13 protein-coding genes are annotated in these 19384 nt (G+C 67.4%); 12 read left to right on the top strand and 1 reads right to left on the bottom strand.

Going from position 1 to position 19384, the window contains the following annotated elements; all coding sequences use genetic code 11:
• The first annotated feature begins 106 nt into the window (after positions 1 to 106).
• Positions 107 to 2686, top strand: a complete 2580-nt coding sequence (locus EJ913_RS05205; protein ID WP_126995509.1) for a cellulase family glycosylhydrolase — start codon at positions 107 to 109, stop codon at positions 2684 to 2686.
• Positions 2687 to 2781: 95 nt separating this feature from the next.
• On the opposite strand, the gene EJ913_RS05200 is transcribed toward EJ913_RS05205, so the two are convergent.
• Complete coding sequence (locus tag EJ913_RS05200; RefSeq protein ID WP_126995507.1) at positions 2782 to 4260, bottom strand: lipopolysaccharide biosynthesis protein; 1479 nt, start codon at positions 4258 to 4260, stop codon at positions 2782 to 2784.
• Between the two features lie 820 nt (positions 4261 to 5080).
• Between EJ913_RS05200 and EJ913_RS05195 the strand changes: the two genes are divergently transcribed.
• The 11 genes from EJ913_RS05195 to EJ913_RS05145 all read left to right on the top strand — a co-directional run bounded on the left by EJ913_RS05195 (position 5081) and on the right by EJ913_RS05145 (position 19141).
• The gene (locus EJ913_RS05195) at positions 5081 to 6526 is read left to right on the top strand and encodes an exopolysaccharide biosynthesis polyprenyl glycosylphosphotransferase (RefSeq protein WP_126995505.1); all 1446 of its coding nucleotides are present in this window, start codon (positions 5081 to 5083) and stop codon (positions 6524 to 6526) included.
• A gap of 236 nt (positions 6527 to 6762) precedes the next feature.
• The gene (locus EJ913_RS05190) at positions 6763 to 8073 is read left to right on the top strand and encodes an O-antigen ligase family protein (protein WP_126995503.1); all 1311 of its coding nucleotides are present in this window, start codon (positions 6763 to 6765) and stop codon (positions 8071 to 8073) included.
• Positions 8074 to 8111: 38 nt separating this feature from the next.
• Complete coding sequence (locus EJ913_RS05185; RefSeq protein ID WP_126995501.1) at positions 8112 to 9044, top strand: glycosyltransferase family 2 protein; 933 nt, start codon at positions 8112 to 8114, stop codon at positions 9042 to 9044.
• 25 nt (positions 9045 to 9069) lie between these two features.
• Positions 9070 to 10278 (top strand): glycosyltransferase family 4 protein, encoded by a 1209-nt coding sequence (locus EJ913_RS05180; protein ID WP_126995500.1) that lies wholly within the window; start codon positions 9070 to 9072, stop codon positions 10276 to 10278.
• Positions 10279 to 10550: 272 nt separating this feature from the next.
• Entirely contained in the window at positions 10551 to 11690 is a 1140-nt protein-coding gene (locus EJ913_RS05175; protein WP_238520826.1) for a glycosyltransferase family 4 protein, read from the top strand.
• An 82-nt stretch (positions 11691 to 11772) separates the two neighbouring features.
• A complete protein-coding gene (locus tag EJ913_RS05170; RefSeq protein WP_126995498.1) occupies positions 11773 to 12711 on the top strand; it encodes a polysaccharide deacetylase family protein in 939 nt (312 codons plus the stop codon).
• Between the two features lie 272 nt (positions 12712 to 12983).
• A complete protein-coding gene (locus tag EJ913_RS05165; protein WP_126995496.1) occupies positions 12984 to 13277 on the top strand; it encodes an acyl carrier protein in 294 nt (97 codons plus the stop codon).
• A gap of 77 nt (positions 13278 to 13354) precedes the next feature.
• Positions 13355 to 14896 carry a class I adenylate-forming enzyme family protein gene (locus tag EJ913_RS05160; protein WP_126995494.1) on the top strand — a complete coding sequence of 514 codons (1542 nt, stop codon included), beginning with the start codon at positions 13355 to 13357 and terminating at the stop codon, positions 14894 to 14896.
• Positions 14897 to 14946: 50 nt separating this feature from the next.
• Entirely contained in the window at positions 14947 to 16974 is a 2028-nt protein-coding gene (gene asnB / locus EJ913_RS05155; protein ID WP_126995492.1) for an asparagine synthase (glutamine-hydrolyzing), read from the top strand.
• A gap of 59 nt (positions 16975 to 17033) precedes the next feature.
• Positions 17034 to 18038, top strand: a complete 1005-nt coding sequence (gene nadE / locus EJ913_RS05150) for an NAD(+) synthase (RefSeq protein WP_126995490.1) — start codon at positions 17034 to 17036, stop codon at positions 18036 to 18038.
• Positions 18035 to 19141: a GNAT family N-acetyltransferase gene (locus EJ913_RS05145; RefSeq protein WP_126995488.1), complete on the top strand. Its 1107-nt coding sequence runs from the start codon at positions 18035 to 18037 to the stop codon at positions 19139 to 19141. Before nadE ends, EJ913_RS05145 begins: the two co-directional genes overlap by 4 nt.
• Positions 19142 to 19384 lie beyond the last annotated feature (243 nt).

Below are 19384 nucleotides of genomic sequence, written 5' to 3'. Positions count from 1 at the left end.
GCCATACGTGGCTTTCAGGCCGCATTTCGCTAAAATTCGAAATACGTCGTTAATCTTTTCCGGCCAATCTGTGGTCAAGCGAAACACGGAAAAGAGGTTACTTCCAATGGCAACGAACCCCGTCGATACGACCTTCATCGTCAACGCTTCGGGTGTGGCTGCCGGAGGAGTCTGGCCGCATTTCAAGTTCCTCGTCGACGGCGTCAGCGTCGGCCAGGCCACGGTCAATTCCACCAACGCCGGGCGTTACACCTTCACCACCAAGGTCGCCCCGGACGCCGCGCACAAAATTCAGATCGTCTATGACAACGATTGGTTGTCGACCGACAAGGCGGGCATGTACCGCGATCTCATCGTGAAGTCGGTTGAAGTGAACGGGAAGGCCATCGCCTCCACCAGTTCGCTCGCCTCCTACGTGGCCGACGGCCAGGGCACCCTGCCCGGCCAGGAAGGCCTGTGGTGGAGCGGCTCGCTGAACTTCAACGCCACGAAGGACTATTTCGGCGGCACGACCACGACGCCGACGACGCCGACCACCCCCACCGTCCCGACCACCCCGACCGCCGGCGCGACGGCGATCACCGTCAACGCCCACGGCATCGCGGCGGGCGGCGTCAACGCCCACTTCAAGCTGCTGGTCGACGGCAAGCAGATCGGCGAGGCCACGGTCGGCACGGGCGCCAAGGACTACACCTTCAACGCCAACGTCACCGCCGACCAGGCCCACAAGGTCCAGATCCAGTACGACAACGACGCGTTCGTCAACGGCGTCGACCGTAACCTGATGGTCAACAAGATCACCATCGGCGGCAAGGCCGTCGCCCCGACCGACAGCATCGTCAGCTTCGACAAGGGCGCGCTGGACGGCAAGGACGTCGTCGCCGGCCAGTCGGGCATGTGGTGGAACGGCACCCTGGTCGTGGACGCCGACAAGTCCTTCTTCTCGAAGGGCACGACCACCCCGACCACTCCTACCAATCCGACGAACCCCACCAACCCGGTCACGCCGAGCCTGTCGGTCAACGACGTGACGGTGACCGAGCCGAAGGGCGGCACCAGCACGGGGTCCAAGGGCATCGCCGACGGCTTCCTGCACACCGAAGGCGGCCAGATCGTCGACAGCGCCGGCAACAGCGTCAAGCTGACGGGCGTCAACTGGTTCGGCGCCGAGGGCTACGCCTTCGCTCCCCAGGGCCTGTGGGTGGACAGCTACCAGAACCACATGGACAAGATGCAGGAGCTTGGCTTCAACGTCATCCGCCTGCCCTTCTCCGACGCCATGCTCGACAGCGGCCGCATGCCGACCGGCATCGACTACGCGAAGAACCCGGACCTGCGGGGCCTGACCTCGCTCCAGGTCTTCGACAAGATCATCGCCTACGCCGAAAAGACCGGCATGAAGATCATCCTCGACCACCACCGCTCGGGTGACGGCGCGTCGGCGAACGAGAACGGCCTCTGGTACACCGACCAGTATCCGGAAGCCAAGATGATCGCCAACTGGAAGATGCTGGCCCAGCGCTACGCCGGCAACGACGCGGTCATCGGCGCCGACCTGCACAACGAGCCGCACGGCGCGGCGAGCTGGGGCGACGGCAACACCTCCACCGACTGGGCGCGCGCCGCCGAGCGGATCGGCAACGCCATCCAGTCCGTGAACAAGGATTGGCTGATGATCGTCGAGGGTGTCGAGATCGTCAACAACAACTGGTACTGGTGGGGCGGCAACCTGCTCGGCCAGAAGAACTACGACGTCAAATTCAACGTCGACAACAAGCTGGTCTACTCGGTCCATGACTACGGCCCGTCGCTGCACATGATGGACTGGTTCAAGGACACCAACTTCCCGAACAACATGCCGGCGAAGTGGGACCAGATGTGGGGCAACCTGATCAAGAACGATCAGCACCCGGTCTTCGTCGGCGAGTTCGGCAGCCGCATGGAAACCGCCATCGACAAGGCCTGGATGCCCAAGCTGATCCAGTACATGAACGGCGACTTCGACGGCAACGGCAGCGTCGACCTGGCCAAGGGCGACCAGGGTGCGAGCTGGACCTACTGGGCCTGGAGCCCCGGTTCGGGCGACACCGGCGGCATCATGAACGACAACTGGCAGGTGGACTACACCAAGTACAACGCCATCAAGGCCGGCCTGTTCAGCGGCTCGACCGGCGGCGCGACCACCACGACGGCCGACGCGACCTTCACGGTGAAGCTCTCGCAGGCCGCCACCCACGCGGTGACGGTGGACTACGCCACGGTGGACGGCACGGCCAAGGCCGGGTCCGACTACACGGCGACCAGCGGCAAGCTGACCTTCGCCGCCGGTGAGATCAGCAAGACCGTCACGGTCAAGGTGCTGAGCGATAGCGTCACCGAAGGCAACGAGACCTTCAGCCTGAAGCTGTCCAACTCGTCGCAGGCCACGATCGCCGACGCCACCGGCACCGGCACCATCCTGGACGTCGCCGCCAAGGCCGCCGCCGCCGCCGCTCCGGCCGCCGAGGCCGCCGCCGCGACGAACGTGTACAACGCGGTCGCCACCCAGGCGACCACCGCCGACGCGATGCTGACCGCCATGGGCGTGGACCCGCTTCACGCCACCCAGTCGGAAATCTACTCGGCCGAGGGGATGGCCCACTGGTACGACACGATGCAGCACGACCTGCTGCAGCACGCGGCCTGATCGCCCGCGTCGGATCGTCGAGAGCAAGGAAAGGGCCGGCAGCGCACGCTGCCGGCCCTTTCCCCATGTCCTTTTCTCAAGCCGCACGCCCCCGTTCAGGGGGTCGAGGCGGCCCGCCGTTGCAGACGCGGCAGCATCTTCATCATCACCCCGCGCCCCACCGGACCGATGCCGGGACCGAACAGGGTCACGCCCAGGAAGGCCAGGGTCAGCAGCACCTTCTGCGCCGTCACGGCCGGGTCGACCGCGTCGCCGAACAGATAAGCCCCGGCGGCGTAGGCCGCCATGGCGGGCGCCACGATCCAGCCGACCCGCACCGCGTTCAGCGGCACGTCGTCCCGGCACAGCCGGCGGCGGACGGTCTCGGTCACGACGATCTGGAACACCTCCCGCCCGAGGTTGGCGAGCGCGGCCCCCAGCACCCCCCAGCGCCAGACCATCACCACCGCCAGCCCCGTGCCGACCGCGAGGCTCGCCGCCGAGATCCAGGGCAGCACCCCAACGCGGCGCGCCTTCAGGATGGCGACCTCCGGGTTCATCCGAACGCCGTGCAGGACGAAGGCCAGCACCAGGAAGGGCATGCAGGGCAGCACCGGCGCGTAGGCGTCCGACGCGATGAGCCAGAGGATTTCCGGCGAGACCAGCGCCATCCCAAGCGCCGCCGTGGTCAGCACCGTCACGAACAGGTGGAAGACGAAATCGGCCTGGGCGCTGTCGGTCTCACGCCCTGATTCCAGCCGGCTGACCGACCAGATCTGCAGGAAGGACGCCGTGAGGAACATGTAGAGGATCTGGGCCAGCCGCATGCCGAAGGCGAAGATGCCGACGGCGGCGGTGGTCAGCAGCACGTTCAGCAGCCAGCGCGCCACGAAGTTGTTGGCGATGTCGAGCAGTGATTGCGGCATGTAGGGCAGCCCGAGCGTCCCCACCCTTTTCAGCACCGGCCAGGAGAAGCCGACGCCGTTCTCCCGCAGGATCACCGCCATCAGCCCCAGCCCCAGCACCGCGAAGGAACCGGCGTTGGCCAGGAAGATGCCCTCGACTCCCAGCTTCATCGCCCACAGGAACACGACGTTGAAGCCGAGCAGCGCCACCACCTTGCCCAGCGACACCGCCAGACAGAGGCCCGAGCGCCGCCGCACCCGGTAATAGGCCAGCGCCAACTCGAACAAGGTGGTCAGCGCGACGCCGAACAGCGCCAGCGCCATCACCGTGGCGTGCTCGCCCGATCCGAACATCGCCCAGCTTCCCGCCAGCCCGGCCGGGTAGGACAGGCCGATCATCGCGACCGACACGCCGAACAGGGCCAGCAGGCAGGTGGAGACCACGCGCCGCCGCTCCGGCCCCTCCTCGTGCTCGAAGTAGACGGCGGTGAAGGCGTTGCTCATGCCGATCATCAGCATGACGGCCAGCAGGTCGCTGACCACGACCACCAAGGCATAGACCCCGAACTCCGGCGGCGTCAGCACCTTGGTGTAGAGCGGCAGAAGAAGCAGGCCGGCGGCCCGGTTGACCACATTGGCCACCATGAACAGCCAGCCGTGCTTGATGATGTTTCCAGCTTCCGAAGCCATCCGGTCTCCCCGCGCCGACACTTGCGCACGGCGGCGTTTCCCGCGACCGCGCAGACAAGGACAAGATCGGTCCACATGATTGGAAGCGATCGACCGTCCGTCAATTCGACCTTGAAGCGAGCGGGATACTCTTCGGAGCTATTCTCTTCCGTTTCGAACAAGGGTGTAGGACCAAGCATTAGGCCTGGATTAGGCCGGGTTGGGCCGTTTCGATTAGGCGTTCCGTCGTGGCCAAATCTCGCGCCCGGCAACCGAACCGCGCAAGGGTGCTTTCGCGCCGGGACCTCGTCCGGAATTGCCGGGAAACCCCGTTCGGAACCACCCGCCCCCACCTCTTCGGCGGGTCGGCTGCGCGCAATCTTTTCGCGACTGCAGCGAATCGACCGGTCGGATAGGGACAAGCCACCCTCTACCCACAATTCGCGGCGAAAAAACACACCGGTCGGGATGACGCGCCCTACCCCCTTTATCCATTCCGCTATCCCGACCGGGATCAACACCTCCAAAGCATCCTCTTTAATATTTCGAATTCCGGACCTTTCGAAGTCCTGGGGTTATCGCCGACGCGAAAGCAAAACCCCTATGATCTGTTGCTGAACGGCGTTTCTCATCCTAATTCGTCCTACAACAAAGACGCGGCTCAGCGCTCCAACGCGAACAACGGACGTTCTTTACACAAATGCGCCGGTGACGGACCCCGGTCCGTCCTGTTCGTGACACCGGAGACGATGAAGCCGGTCGAACGGCTGATGACAAGCGACCATCCGCGCGGCGGGCGTGCGGATTGGCTGGCATTCCCTTCAAACTCACGGGACCTGCGATGAGCAAATTGGACCCTGAAGTGGTCATCGATCTGACCCCGGCGAAGAAGGCGGCCATTCCGCCGATCGCGCCCGGACTTCTTCTGGCCCTTTCGGACGGTTTCGTGCTGGCCCTCGTCGGATGGGCGCTCAACCGTCTCTTCGCCCCGGACGCCCTGCCCGCCGAGGCCGAGGCGTGGCAGCGCTCGCTGGTCACCGGCCTGATGCTGGTGCCGCTGGTCAAATCCGTCTTCGGGATCTACACGCTGGGCCGCTTCGATTACATGGAGCGGACGCGCCGGACCTTCCAGGCGGCCTTCCTGTGCTGCGCGGTGCTGGCGGTTCCCTTCATCGTGATGGACGGCTTCCGCTCCTTCTTCGTCGAGGCGCTGTCGATCGCGCTGCTCGGCTTCGCCACCACCTACGTCGCCGACCTGCTGCTGATCCAGGGCCTGCTCTCGAGCGCGCTGGACTGGCGGACGCCGGTCGTCATCGTCGGCGCCGGCCCCCAGGGCGCCGCCATCGCCGAGAAGCTCCAGCGGCTGCCCTGGCTCGGCATGCGCCCGATCGGCTTCGTCGACAACGACGACAGCCTCTGGCAGACCCGCGTCGCCGGGCTGACGGTGATGGGACCGGTCGACATGCTGGCGAAGTCCCCGGCCATGGCCCGACAGGCCCAGGCCGCCATCGTCGCCGACATGAGCCGCCACGGCCGCGAGCTGACCGATCTGGTGCGCAACCTGCCCTTCAAGCAAGTCTACTGCGTGCTCGGCGAAGGCAACGTCAGCGCCGTCGACGCCACCTACCACAACCTGCACGGCTCGCTGGCCCTGCGCGTCAGCGTCCGCCCGCCCACCGGCTACCTGCGCATCCGCCGCGCCATGGACATCGTGCTGTCCAGCATCCTGCTGGTCCTGGTCGCCCCGCTGATGCTGGGCCTGGCCGTGGCGATCCGGCTCGACAGCCCCGGCCCGGTCATGTTCCGGCAGAAGCGCTGGGCCGGCGGCAAGCAGACCTTCGACCTGCTGAAGTTCCGCTCCATGCACATCAACGCCGAGGAGCATCTCCAGCAGCTTCTGGAAAACGATCCGGTCGCCCGCGAAGAGTACATGACCTACCACAAGCTGACCGTCGATCCGCGCATCACCCCGCTGGGCCGCTTCCTGCGCAAGACCTCGCTCGACGAGCTGCCGCAGCTGTGGAACATCCTGATGGGCGACATGAGCCTGATCGGTCCGCGCGCCTACATGCCCAAGGAACTGCCGGAGGTCGGCGCCTCGGCCGACGTGATCGGCACGGTCCGCCCCGGACTGACGGGCTACTGGCAGGTCTCGGGCCGCCACCGCACCACCTTCCAGGAGCGCGTATCGATGGACGTCTTCTACGTCCGCAACTGCGGCCTGCTCTTCGACTTCTTCATCCTGTGCAAGACGGCCGTCATGGTCCTGAAGGGGGACGGGTCGTAAGGCCAGGGGCTTTTCCGACCGGTTTCGAGGCCCTTGGCGCCCCCGCAGGCGCCAAGGGCCTCGAAACGTTTTTGCTGGTCTGCCCAACAGAGCGCCGGAAAAGGAGGGGGCGCGGCGGATCCGGGTACTCCGGATGGGGAAAACCTCCTTCGGTCTAACGCCTCCGCTTGTCTACGCGGATGCGGCATCGGTGAGCATCTTCTGTGTTGCACAGCCAAAAGCGGGAACGGCAGCCCATGAAAATCCTGGAATTTCTGGAAAAATTCATCGCCGTGGTGTGCATCATGGCGTTCGGCGGCACAGTCCTGCCGGTGCTGCTGACCGGCGGCAGCGTCGTCGCCGCCGATCAGGAATCGTCGGGCGCCATGATGTTCTTCGCCGGGATCTACGTGCTGATCCTGGCCCTGATCGCGATGCGCCCCAGCCTGGCCTTCCGCATCCCGCTCGCCAGTCCGGCGGTGACCTTCCTGCTGGTGTTCGCCTTCGTGTCGTCGCTGTGGTCGCTGTTCCCCGACGTGACGCTGCGGCGCTCGCTGGCCTTCCTGTTCACCACGGTGTTCGGGATTTATCTGGCGCTGCGCTTCACCTTCCCGGAAATCATGCGGCTGTTGGTCACCGGCCTGTCGGCGCTGATGTTCCTGTCCTTCGCCTCGGTCGTCGCCATGCCGGCCGTGGGCCTCGACAGCGCCCAGCACGTCGGCGCCTGGAAAGGCATCTTCTTCCAGAAGAACGTGACCGGCCGCATGATGGTCTGGCTGGTGCTGTGCCTGCTGTGGCTCGACTGGCAGCGCGAGGCCAAGCGCTGGGTCACCCGCTCGCTGCTGGCGCTGGCGCTGCTGCTGATCGTCATGTCGCGGTCGGGCACCGGCCTCGTCACCTCGGTGCTGGTCGCGGCGGCGCTGCTCGCCACCGGTCTGGTGCGCGGCAACATCCGCAGCTTCGCGCCGACCATGGCGATCATGCTGGTCGTCCTGATCCTCGCCGGCACCGCCATCGCCTCCTTCTGGTACGACGCGCTCTACGCGCTGGGCCGCGATCCGACGCTGACCGGCCGCACCGTGCTGTGGGACCACATCCTGGGCTCGATCTCCGAGCGCTCGCTGCTCGGCTACGGCTACGCCGCCTACTGGTACGGCGCCTACGGGCCGGGCAGCGCCTTCATCGAGAGCTGGGGCATCAACTCCGCCCACAACGGCTGGCTGGAGGCGACGCTCGACCTCGGCATCCCCGGCGTCCTCGTGCTGCTCGGCATCCTCGGCCGCCTCATCTTCCAGGGTTTCTTCGCATCGCGCTACGGCGCCAGCCGGGCCGAGCCGGCCTGGGCCTTCGCGGTGGGCTGCGCCCTGGTCGCCATCTCGATCTCCGAGAGCGTCTTCCTCGAACGGCATTCGATGAACTGGATCGTCCTGGTGATCGGCGTGGTCCGGCTGATGGAACTCGGACGCCGAAGCCGCTACCAGCAGGCGCTGGCGCAATCCAACGCCCGCCATCAGCAGCAAGCCTACGCCAACGCACCGGCCTACGCCGGCCCCGGCCGCCAATTCTGAGGCCCCCTTCCCATTCTCCTTCGACCGAAGGCACAATCATGAAGTCCTCGAAAGAGCTGGTAACCGTCGTCATACCGACCCGCAACCGCCCCGACATGGTGATGCGGGCCGTCCAGAGCGCGCTGGCGCAGACCCACAAGGCGCTGGAGGTGATCGTCGTCATCGACGGTCCCGACCCGGCCACCGCGTCGCACCTCGCCACCGTCGCCGACCCGCGCCTGACTGTCCTGGAACTGGAGAAGAACCAGGGCGCGGCGGAGGCCCGGAACATCGGCGTGCGCACGGGCAAGGGCAACTGGATCGCCTTCCTCGACGACGACGACCACTGGATGCCGGAGAAGCTGGCCCTCCAGATGGCGGCCCGCCCCCCCGGCGTGCGCTACCCCATCATCAGCTGCCGCTGCCAGGTGGTGACCGCGCGCGGCAACTTCGCGTGGCCGCGCCGGCTGGCGACGCAGCGGGACGCCATCGGCGACTACCTGTTCGTCCGCCGCGGCCTGTTCAAGGGCGAGACCTTCGCACCCACCACCACGCTGCTGGCGCCCAAGGCCCTGCTGGAGCAGGTTCCGATCCCGGAATCGCGCTTCGACGACTGGGAGTGGCTGATCACCTGCGGCAAGCTGGACGGGGTGGCGCTGATCCACATCCCGCAGGTGATGGCGGTCCACTACACCGAGAACAACCGCATCACGCTGTCGACCTGCCGCAACATCGACCTCGCCATCGAATGGGCGGAATCGATGCGCGACAAGCTTTCGCCGCGCGCCTACGCCAGCCTGCTGCTCCAGGCCACCGGCGGCGAGCAGGCGGCGCGGACCGCCGGGGTGCGCTGGCGGCTGCTGAACTCCGCGCTGCGCGACGGTCAGCCGACGCCGATGGCGCTCGCCACCTTCACCATGCATTCGCTGATGCCGGTCGGCTTGCGGCGGCGTCTGCGCCAAGCCCTGTTCTCCGCGCCCGGCGCGGCCTGAAGTGACGTCGGAAGGACCGGACTCCATGCAGAAATCCCGCAACTCCCGCTCCCCGGCCAGCCGCGGAGCCGTGGTCTTCGCCACGCCGGGCGCGCTCGACGGCGGCGGCGGCATCGGCCGCATGACCGGCTACATCGTCGACCAGTTCGCCGAATCGCCCGGCGCGCCGGACACCGTCGTGCTCGACACGCGCGGCACCGGCAGCGTCGCCCTGTCGCCCTTCTACCTCGCCGGCACGCTGGCCCGGCTCTCCTGGCTGCTGGCCCGGCGACGGGCCTCGGTGGTCCACATCAACGTGTCCGAGAAGGGCAGCTTCCTGCGCAAGGCGGCGGTCCAGGCGGTGGCGGGCCTCTTCTCCTGCCCGACCGTGGTGCATCTGCACGGGGCCTCCTTCGTCGAGTATTTCGAGAGCGGCGCCTTCCCCCGCGCGATCAGCCGCTGGCTGTTCGACCGTTGCGGCCGGGCCGTGGTGCTGGGCGACAACTGGCGCGACTATCTGGTGCAGTCGGTCGGCACCGACCCGCACAAGATCCGCGTGCTCTACAACGCCGTCCCCGACATCGGCGCCGATCTGCCGGCGCGCGAGGCTCCTCCGCACGGCGCCGAGTTGTCCCTGCTGGTTCTGGCGAACCTGTCGGAGCGCAAGGGCATCGGCACGCTGCTGCGCGCTTGCCAGCGTCTGAAGGAGCGGGGCCAGCGTTTCCACGTCACCATCGGCGGCGGCGGCGACATCGACGGCTACCGCGCGATGGCGGCCTCGCTGGGGGTGGCGGAGGAATGCCGCTTCCTGGGCTGGGTGTCGCGGGAGGACGCGCACGCCCACATCAAGTCCCACGACGTGCTGCTGCTGCCCTCGACCCACGAGGGCTTGCCGATGGTGATCCTGGAGGCGCTGTCGGCGCAGTTGCCGGTCATCACCACCCCGGTCGGCTCGATCCCGGAGGTGCTGACCGACGGCCAGACCGCCCGCATCATCCCGGTGAACGACCCGGCCGCGCTGGCCGACGCCATCGCCGGGCTGGGCTCCGACCCGGACCTGTACCGCAAGCTGGCGGAGAACGGGCGGCGGCTGTTCCTGAAGCAGTTCGTCATCGACGCCTACGCCAAATCGCTGCAGGCCGTCTACCAGGAGATGGACCGGCCGGCGGCCGAACTCGGCACGGGCATGGATCCGCTGGCGGAAACGGCGTCGGCATCGGCCAAGGCGTCCGTACCGCGCATGGGCGGGCACTGAACCGATGGGGTAATCATCTCGGCGTATCGGCGGTTCCGGTTGCTCCAAAATAGGACAGTCGGGCAGGGTCCAATCAAAGGCGCCTAACACGCTCGGACCATTGCTGCCTCATTGTTCGCAAAGGTATTTTCAAATACCTGACTTGGAAATAATCAACGCCGGTATTTCTTTGGAACTTCGCCGAGAAGGATGGATCGACACTCCCGGCCGGAAGGGCAAAAGCCCCCCGGAACATGGGAGGAAGCCAGCGGGCAAAAGGACCAGGAGCGGACATGATCTACATTGTCTCCCCCGGCGGCACCGAGGAAAAGGGCGGCATGGGACGAGTGGTCGACAACTTCACCAGCGACCTGCGGCAGAATTGCCCGGACGTGCGGTTCGAGGTGGTGGACAGCTACGGCCCCGGCAAATTCCGGCTGATGCCCTATTATTTCGCCCGCGCGACAATGCACCTGACCGGCTGCTTCGCGTCGGGCAAGGCGCAGTTGGTGCACATCCACATGGCTGAATACGGCAGCGTGCTGCGCAAGGGCATCCTGGTTGGGTTGGCCCGCACCTTCGGCGTGCCGGTGGTGCTGCACCTGCACGGGGGCCGTTTCCCCAAGCACTACAAGGACGCCAACCCGGTGATGCGCTGGGCGATCCGCCGGATGATGGCGATGACCAGCGAGATCGTCGTGCTGGGCGAGTTCTGGCGCGATTGGGTTGCCGAGTCCTTCGGGCCGGAGGCGCGCGCCCGCACCACCCTGCTGCACAACGCCGTGCCCGGCCCGGCCGTGCCGCCGTTGCGCGACGACACCCTGACGGAGAACACCCGGCCGGTGCGCCTGCTGTTCCTCGGCCGGCTGATCAAGCTGAAGGGCATCGACGTGCTGCTGAACGCGCTGGCCTCCCCGGTCTGCCGGGACAAGCCGTGGGAGGTGACCATCGCCGGCGACGGCGACCTGGAGACCTACCGCGCGCTCGCCGCCGACCTCGGCATCGCCGACCGGGTGCGGTTCACCGGCTGGCTCGACCAGAAGGGTTGCCGACGCGAGTTGGCCGCCTCCGACGTGCTGGTCCAGCCGTCGATGTTCGAAGGACTGCCGATGTCGGTGCTGGAGGCCATGGCGGAGGGGCTGACCATCGTCGCCACCCCGGTCGGCAGCGTCCCCGACGCCATCGCCGACGGCGAGACCGGCCTGCTGGTGCCGCCCGGCGATACCGCCGCCCTGGCCGACGCGCTGGCCCGCGTCATCGATTGTCCGACCCTGCGCCGCAACCTGGGCATCGGCGCCCGGTCGCGCTGGGAGCGACAGTTCGACATCGCGGTGTACCGGGAACGCATCCTCGACATCTACCGCCGCAACGCGCGGGTCTGGGCAACCGCGACGCCGCCCGCCACGCACGGCACCGCCGAACGGACGGGGTGAGGACGCATAAAGCCCTTCTCCCCCTGAGGAAGAGGGGCTTCAAGCCGAGGAAAGCACCACAGCAGAAGGAGTGGAGAACACCATGAAGCAAGCCATTGCCGGCATGGTGCGCTGGACGGGATTCGGCGCCTTGCTGCGCTTCCTGAAAGCGCGCCGGGGCGTGACCATCGTGGTCTACCACGATCCCAAGCCCGAGGTGCTGCGCGAACACCTCGCGTGGTACAAGAAGCACTACACCTTCACCACGCTGGACGCCGTCGCCTCGGCGATGGAGACCGGCCGCTGGGGCGACCTGCCGCCCTACCCGCTGGTGGTGACCTTCGACGACGGGCATCGCAACAACACGGCGCTGGCCCCTCTGTTCCGCCAATACGATCTGCGCCCCACCGTCTACCTGTGCAGCCGCGTCGTCGGCACCGCGCGCCCCTATTGGTGGAAGACCGAGGCCGCCGGCAAGATCGGCGTGGAGACCCTGAAGCGGGTGCCCGACGCCGAACGACGCCGCCTGTTGGCCGAGGCCGGCGACGATCCCGACCAGGACGCCGCCGAGATCCACGCCATGAGCTGGGACGAGGTCGCGCGCATGACCGATGTGTCCGATTTCGGCGCCCACACCCGCACCCACCCGATCCTGCTGCAATGCGACGACCGGCTCTGCGCCGAGGAGATCGGCCTGTCCCGTGTGGAGCTGGAGGACGCGCTGGGCCGCCCCTGCCGCCATTTCGCCTTCCCCAACGGCGATTTCAGCGAGCGCGAGGTGGCGGAAATCCGCAACGCCGGTTACCGCACCGCCCGCACCATCGATCCCGGCTGGAACGACGCCAAGACCGATCCCCTGCGGCTGAAGGCCTTCCCCCTGTCCGACGACGCCTCGGTCGACTGGCTGACCGTGCAGTTGACCGGCATCCCGGCTTGGCTGCGCAAATGGAAGACGCCGGCCCCGCCCGCGCGTCCCGACACCGAGACCCGGAACGGAAGCGGCCTTCGACCGGATTCCGCCCCCCAGTCGGCAGGCGTATGACCGCCTATGCTCTGCCTCCGGGCCAATGAAGACGTCTACGACCATAACCGCCAAAGGATACGACCGTCCTGTCAAGAACTACACCGGCAAAACAGAGTGACTAACCATAGTCTTCGATCCGCCTCTATCCTTTGCCCCCTCGCAAACCCGTGACTTTTAAACAATAAAAGTACTGTAACACGCGGATGCGAAATGCGGCGGCCGACCCGCCGGGAACCCTGACCAGACCGACCACCGCCTTACGCACGAACCCACGAGGAGTTTTCAGCGACATGCGGACCGCCATCCTGACCGAAACCACCCTGAACGCTCCCGCCCTCCCGGAGATCCGCGCCTTCATCGTGGAGAACTTCCTGCTCGGCAAGGACTCCGGCTTCGACAACGGCGAATCCCTGCTGGAATCCGGGGTGATCGACTCCACGGGCATCATGCACGTGGTCGCCTTCCTGGAGGAGCGCTTCGGCATCACCGTCGACGACGAGGACATGATCGCCGACAACCTGGAATCCGTGAACCGCATCGCCTCCTTCGTGGAGCGCAAGCAGACCCTGCGCACGGCGGCCTGACCGTCGGTTCGGAACGCGGGGCAGGGCCACACGAAAAGCCGCCGAACAGAGCTTTGGATCGAAGGACGGGGACGATCATGGCCCATCTGCTGCACCAGTTCCTGACCGACACCGCCACCCGCGACCCGGCGCGCACCGCGCTGATCGCGGGGGAGGCCCGCCGCTCCTTCGCCGAGCTGGACCGCGACAGCGACGCCGTCGCCTGCGCGCTCCAGTCGGCCGGGATCGGGCGCGGCGACCGCGTCGCGGTCATGCTGGAGAACTCCGTCGAGTATGTCGCCGGTCTGTTCGGCGCGCTGAAGGCCGGCGCCGTCTTCGTCCCCGTCAACCCCTCCACCAAATCCGACAAGCTGGCCTATCTGCTGGCCGATTGCGGCGTCCGCGCCCTGATCGCCCCCGCCGCCCTGGCCCGCCAAGTACTGCCGGCCCTGTCGGAGACTCCGGTCCCGCCCACGATCCTGTGGGTCGGCCCCGCCATCCCCGCCGAAGCCGACGGCCTGCTCTACGCCGACGCGTTGGCGGCCCCGCACCGGCTTCCCGCCGACCCCGGCCTGATCGACCAGGACCTCGCGGCGATCATGTACACCTCGGGCACCACCGGACGGCCCAAGGGTGTCATGCTGACCCACGCCAACTTCGTCAACACGAGCTGGGCCATCTCCACCTACCTGAACAACACACCCGACGACGTGGTGATGTGCGTCCTGCCGCTGACCTTCGGTTACGGCCTGTCGCAGATCCTCACCGGCGCCCGGATCGGCTTCACCGTGGTGTTGGAGCGCTCCTTCGCCTTCCCGATGGAAACGCTCAAGCGCATGGTCCAGCACCGCATCACCGGGCTTCCCGGCGTGCCGACCTTCTTCTCGACGCTGCTGAACCTGGAGGCGCTGAAGACCGCAGACCTGTCGTCGCTGCGTTACATCACCAACGCGGCCGCCCCGCTGCCCGCCGCCCATCTGCGCCGCGTCCATGAGCTGTTCCCCCAGGCCGCCTTCCATTCCATGTACGGCATGACGGAGTGCTGCACACGCATCTGCACGCTCGACCCGGCCGACCTCGACGTGAAACCGGCCTCGGTCGGCCGCGCCATCCCCAACTGCGAGACCTTCATCGCCGACGAGGACGGCAACCGCCTGCCCCCCGGCACGGTGGGCGAGCTGGTGGTGCGCGGCGCCAACGTGATGCGTGGCTACTGGAACCGCCCGGAGGACACCGCCAAGCGCCTGCGCTCCGGCCCGCTCGGCGAAACCCTGCTCTTCACCGGCGACCTCTTCACCCAGGACGCGGACGGCCACCTGTATTTCGTCAGCCGCAAGGACGACGTGTTCAAGTGCCGCGGCGAGAAGGTCAGCCCCAAGGAGGTCGAGAACGTCCTCTACGAGCTGGAGGCCATCGCCGAAGCCTGCGTCGTCGGCGTTCCCGACACGGCGGACGGCCTCGCGGTAAAGGCCTATCTGGTACCGCGCGACGACGCCACCCTGTCGGAGCCGGCGATCCGCCAGCACTGCCGGGGCCGCCTGGAAAGCCATCTGGTCCCGAAATTCATCGAGGTCCGCGACGCGCTGCCCAAGACCGAGACCGGCAAGATCAAGCGCACCGACCTCGCCCAAACCGCCTGATCCGTTCCCCCTCCGCCCCGCCCTCCCCTCCGCAAAGAGAGAGCAATCCCATGTGTGGTGTCGCCGGAGTTCTCGCCGGTCCTCGCGCCGAACCGCCCGATCTGGACGAGCTGAAGCGGATGATCGCCATGCTGGGCCATCGCGGCCCGGACGGCTACGGCTTCTATCGCGACGAGCGGATCGGGCTGGCCCACGCCCGGCTCAGCATCGTCGGCCTCGCCGGTGGTTTCCAACCGATCCACAACGAGGATCGTTCCCTGTGGATCAGCTTCAACGGCGAAATCTTCAACCACGTCGAGCTGCGGCGTGACCTGGAGGCGCGCGGCCACCGCTTCTACACCCAGACCGACACCGAGGTGATCGTCCACGGCTTCGAGGAGTACGGTCCGGCCGTGTGGTCCAAGCTGAACGGCCAGTTCGCCGTCGCCCTGTGGGACACGCGCCGCCGCGACCTGTGGCTGGTCCGCGACCGCCTGGGCATCCTGCCGCTGTTCTACGCCCGCCAGGGCGACCACCTCGCCTTCGCGTCGGAGGCCAAGGCCCTCTTCGGCGGCGGCCGCATCGCTCCGGAATTCGACCCCGCCCGCCTGTCCCAGGTCTTCACCCACTGGAGCGCCGCGCCGCATGGCAGCGTCTTCAAAGGCGTGGAGAGCGTGCCGGCGGCGACCGCCATCCGCTTCGACGCCAACCTCGTGCCGCACGTCGACCGCTACTGGCAGCCCGACCTGTCCGGCGACTCCTCTCTCGCGAACATTTCGCTCGACGAGGCCGCCGACCGGCTGGAGGAGAAGCTGCTCGACGCCATCCGGCTGCGCCTGCGCGCCGACGTTCCGGTCGGCGTCTACATCAGCGGCGGGCTGGACAGCTCGGTGATCGCGGCGCTGGCGCGCAAGCTCGACACCACCCACATGCACAGCTTCGGGGTGCGCTTCACCGACGCCGGCTTCGACGAGACCCCGCAGCAGCGCCTCGTCGCCGCCCATGTCGGCACCGAGCACCACGACATCCTGTGCGGCCCCCAGGACATTCAGGCGGCCCTGCCCGACGTGGTCTGGCACGGTGAGGCCCCGCTGGTCCGCACCGCCCCGGCGCCGCTCTTCCTGCTCTCCCGCCTCGTGCGCGACAGCGGCATCCGCGTCGTGCTCTCCGGCGAGGGCGCCGACGAGTGGCTGGCCGGCTACGACATCTTCAAGGAGGACAAGGTCCGCCGCTTCTGGGCGCGCCAGCCGGAGTCCAAGGCGCGTCCGAAGCTGCTCGGCCGCGTCCATCCCTTCGCCGCCGTCAACGGCCAGAAGGACAGCCCGCTGTGGCAGGCCTTCTTCAAGCGCGGGATGATGGACACCGACCAGTCCTTCTACGCCCACCGCACCCGCTGGCAGAACACCGCTTGGTCGCAGCGCCTGCTGACGGCCGACGTGCAGGCCACCGCCGACGCCGCCGCCTTCGAAGCGCATGTCGCGGCGCATCTGCCGGACGGCTGGTCGCGCTGGTCGCCGCTTGCCCGCACGCAATGGACGGAGATCGCCACCTTCATGACACCCTATCTGCTGGCCAGCCAAGGCGACCGCGTCGCCATGGCCAACAGCATCGAGGTGCGCTACCCCTTCCTCGACCCCGAGGTGGATGACCTCTGCGCCGCCCTGCCCGACCGGGTCAAGATGCTGGGCCTGCGCGACAAGCTGGCCCTGCGCCGTGTCGCCGCCCGTCATCTGCCGGCCGAGATCGGCCACCGCCCCAAACGCCCCTACCGCGCGCCGATGACCAGCGCGCTGTTCGGCGCCGGCGCTCCGTCCTACGTCCACGACCTGCTGTCGCCCGACGCGCTGGCCCGCTACGGCCTTGCCGACCCGACCGCCGTCGCGGCCTTGGCCGAGAAGGCGCACCGCCAGGACGGCCGGATGAGCGGCGAGCGCGAGGAGATGGCGCTGGTCGGCGTGCTGACTCTGCAGATGCTCGCCCACAACGTTTTCGACGAGTTTCCCCAGCGCGTCCGCCAGCAGCGCGACGCCTTGGAGCGTGCCGAGATCCACGTCCTCGAGGATTGTCTCGACACCGCCCGTTCCACGGCGGCGGCCTGACCGCCACCGTCCCACCTTCCACGACGATGCTTCAACCGCGAACCGGGAAATCTGACGCCATGCTGAACGCCCTTCATTCGTTCGACTCCAAGGCCCTCGATCTGGACTACGAGGCCGCGGCGCGTGAGATCGAGCAAGCCATCCAACGCATCGTCGCCCAGGATCTGCGTCGCCAGGGCATCGTGCTCGGCGTGTCCGGGGGCATCGACAGCTCGGTCTGCGCAGCGCTCGCCGTCCGCGCCCTGGGTCCGGAGCGCGTCTGCGCCATCCTGATGCCGGAGAAGGAGAACTCGCCGAAGAGCACCCGCCTCGGCACCCTGCTCTGCGAGCATCTCGGCGTCACGCCGATCATGGAGAACATCACGGCGCCGCTGACCGCGCTCGGCTGCTACGAGCGGCGCGACAACGCCATCCGCCGCCTGTTCCCGGAATTCACCACGGGCTGGAAGCAGAAGATCGGCCTTGCCGCCGGCCTGCTCGACGCCGACCGCGTCAACTACTTCACCCTGACCGTCGAATCGCCGGACGGCGAGCGCCAGAGCAGCCGCATGCCAGTGGACGTCTATCTCGACGTGGTCGCCGCGACCAACCTGAAGCAGCGCATCCGCAAGACGGTCGAATACACCCACGCCGATCGCCTGAACTACGCCGTGCTCGGCACGCCGAACCGGCTGGAATACGAGCTGGGCTTCTTCGTGCGCGGCGGCGACGGCTTGGCCGACCTCAAGCCGATCGCCCATCTCTACAAGTCGCAGGTCTACGGCATGGCGGCCCATCTAGGCCTGCCCGCCGAGATCCAGGGCCAGTCGCCCAGCACCGACACCTACACCCTGCCGCAGTCGCAGGAGGAGTTTTACTACGCCCTGCCCTACGACCAGCTCGACCTCGCGCTCTGCGCCTACGGTCGCGGCGCGTCGGAGGAGGAAGCCGCCGCCGCCCTGGGCATCCCGGTCGAGCAGGTCCACCGCGTCTACAAGGACATCACCTCCAAGCGCCGCACCTCGGCCCGCATCCTGCGCCACGCCGCGCTGGTGCAGCCGGTCGACATCGGGAGTGATGCATGAGCGTCATCGACTGGAAGCAGCGCGGGGTCGCCCGGTACGAACCGGGTGACCGCCCCCTTCTGGAAACCTTCCAACGGGAGAACTTCGGCGCCGACGCCATGCAGCTGGCACCCGACCACTTCCACTGGCTGTTCGAGGAGCCCCCGGAGCGCGAGGCCGAGGGCGTCCAGCTCTGGGTGTGCAAGCGCAACGGCGCCATCGTCGGCCAGCAGGGCGGGATTCCCTTCGCCCTGAAGGTCGGCGAGAAGACCCGCAAGGCGTCCTGGGCCATCGACCTGATGGTCGCGGCCGAATGGCGCCTGCGCGGGGTTGGCCCCGCCCTATCGGAAACGCACATGGCGGCCAGCGACCTGTCCGTCTCGCTGTCGATGACCGACGCCGCCTACAAATCCTACAAGCGCGCGGGCTGGGCCGACCTCGGGAGCATTCCGACCTACCTGCGCGTTCTCGACCCCCAGCGCTGCCTGCGCGTCAGCCCCTATGGCGGCGGGCTGGCGAAGCTGGTGGCGCGGATCGGCAAACCGGCTCTGACCACCGCGTCCTTCGGCTACGCCGGCGCGGCGCGGGCTCTGGGGGCGAAGCTGGTCGAGATCGGCAGCTTCGACTACCGGGTCGACGAGCTGTGGGAGGCGGCGGCGCCCCAGCACGCGGTGATCGCGCGCCGGGACTGGGCCTTCCTGAACTGGCGGTTCGACGCCAACCCCAGGGCCGACCGGCATCGGCGCTTCTACGTCATGCGCGGGGAAAAGATCCTCGCCTACGTCGTGCTGCGTGTCGATCACTGGAAGGGCGAACCGGTCGGCGTCGTCTGCGACTATCTGGCCCGGCCGGGCTGGCTGATGTCGACCTTCGCCTTGGTGACCGAGACCGCACGCCGCGAGGGGATGGCCGCGTTGATGTGCCGGACCCTGAACGCCCACGCCGCGCGGCCGCTGTCGATGATGGGCTTCCTGTGCCTGAAGAACGGGTTGCGGGCGCCGACCCGGATGATGGTGCGGCCGGCGCTGGACCAGCCGGAGTTGACGCCGCTGGTCGGCGATCCCAAGAGCTGGTTCGTCACCACGGCCGACAGCGACATGGGGTTCAAGGGGCTCGGGGAATAGAGCCTGCACGAACCCACAAATCGAACAGCGAAAAGGGCGCCTTCCACAAGAAGGCGCCCTTTTCGATGAGGATCGCGATAAAGTCGAGTTTTCGTGACGGTCTTATTTCAGAGAATGCGTCTCATTTCGTCCATGAGCGGCTTACCGCTGTGCATGGCGCCCGGATGAGATCAAGCCGATCGAGCGATTAGTAAGGCTTAGCTTCAGGCGTTGCCGCCCTTCCACACGCCTCCTATCGACGTG

This window comes from Azospirillum doebereinerae (assembly GCF_003989665.1).
Classification (GTDB): domain Bacteria; phylum Pseudomonadota; class Alphaproteobacteria; order Azospirillales; family Azospirillaceae; genus Azospirillum; species Azospirillum doebereinerae.
The sequence above is the reverse complement of the archived record's forward strand: the minus strand, read 5'-3'. Positions and strand labels throughout refer to the sequence as shown.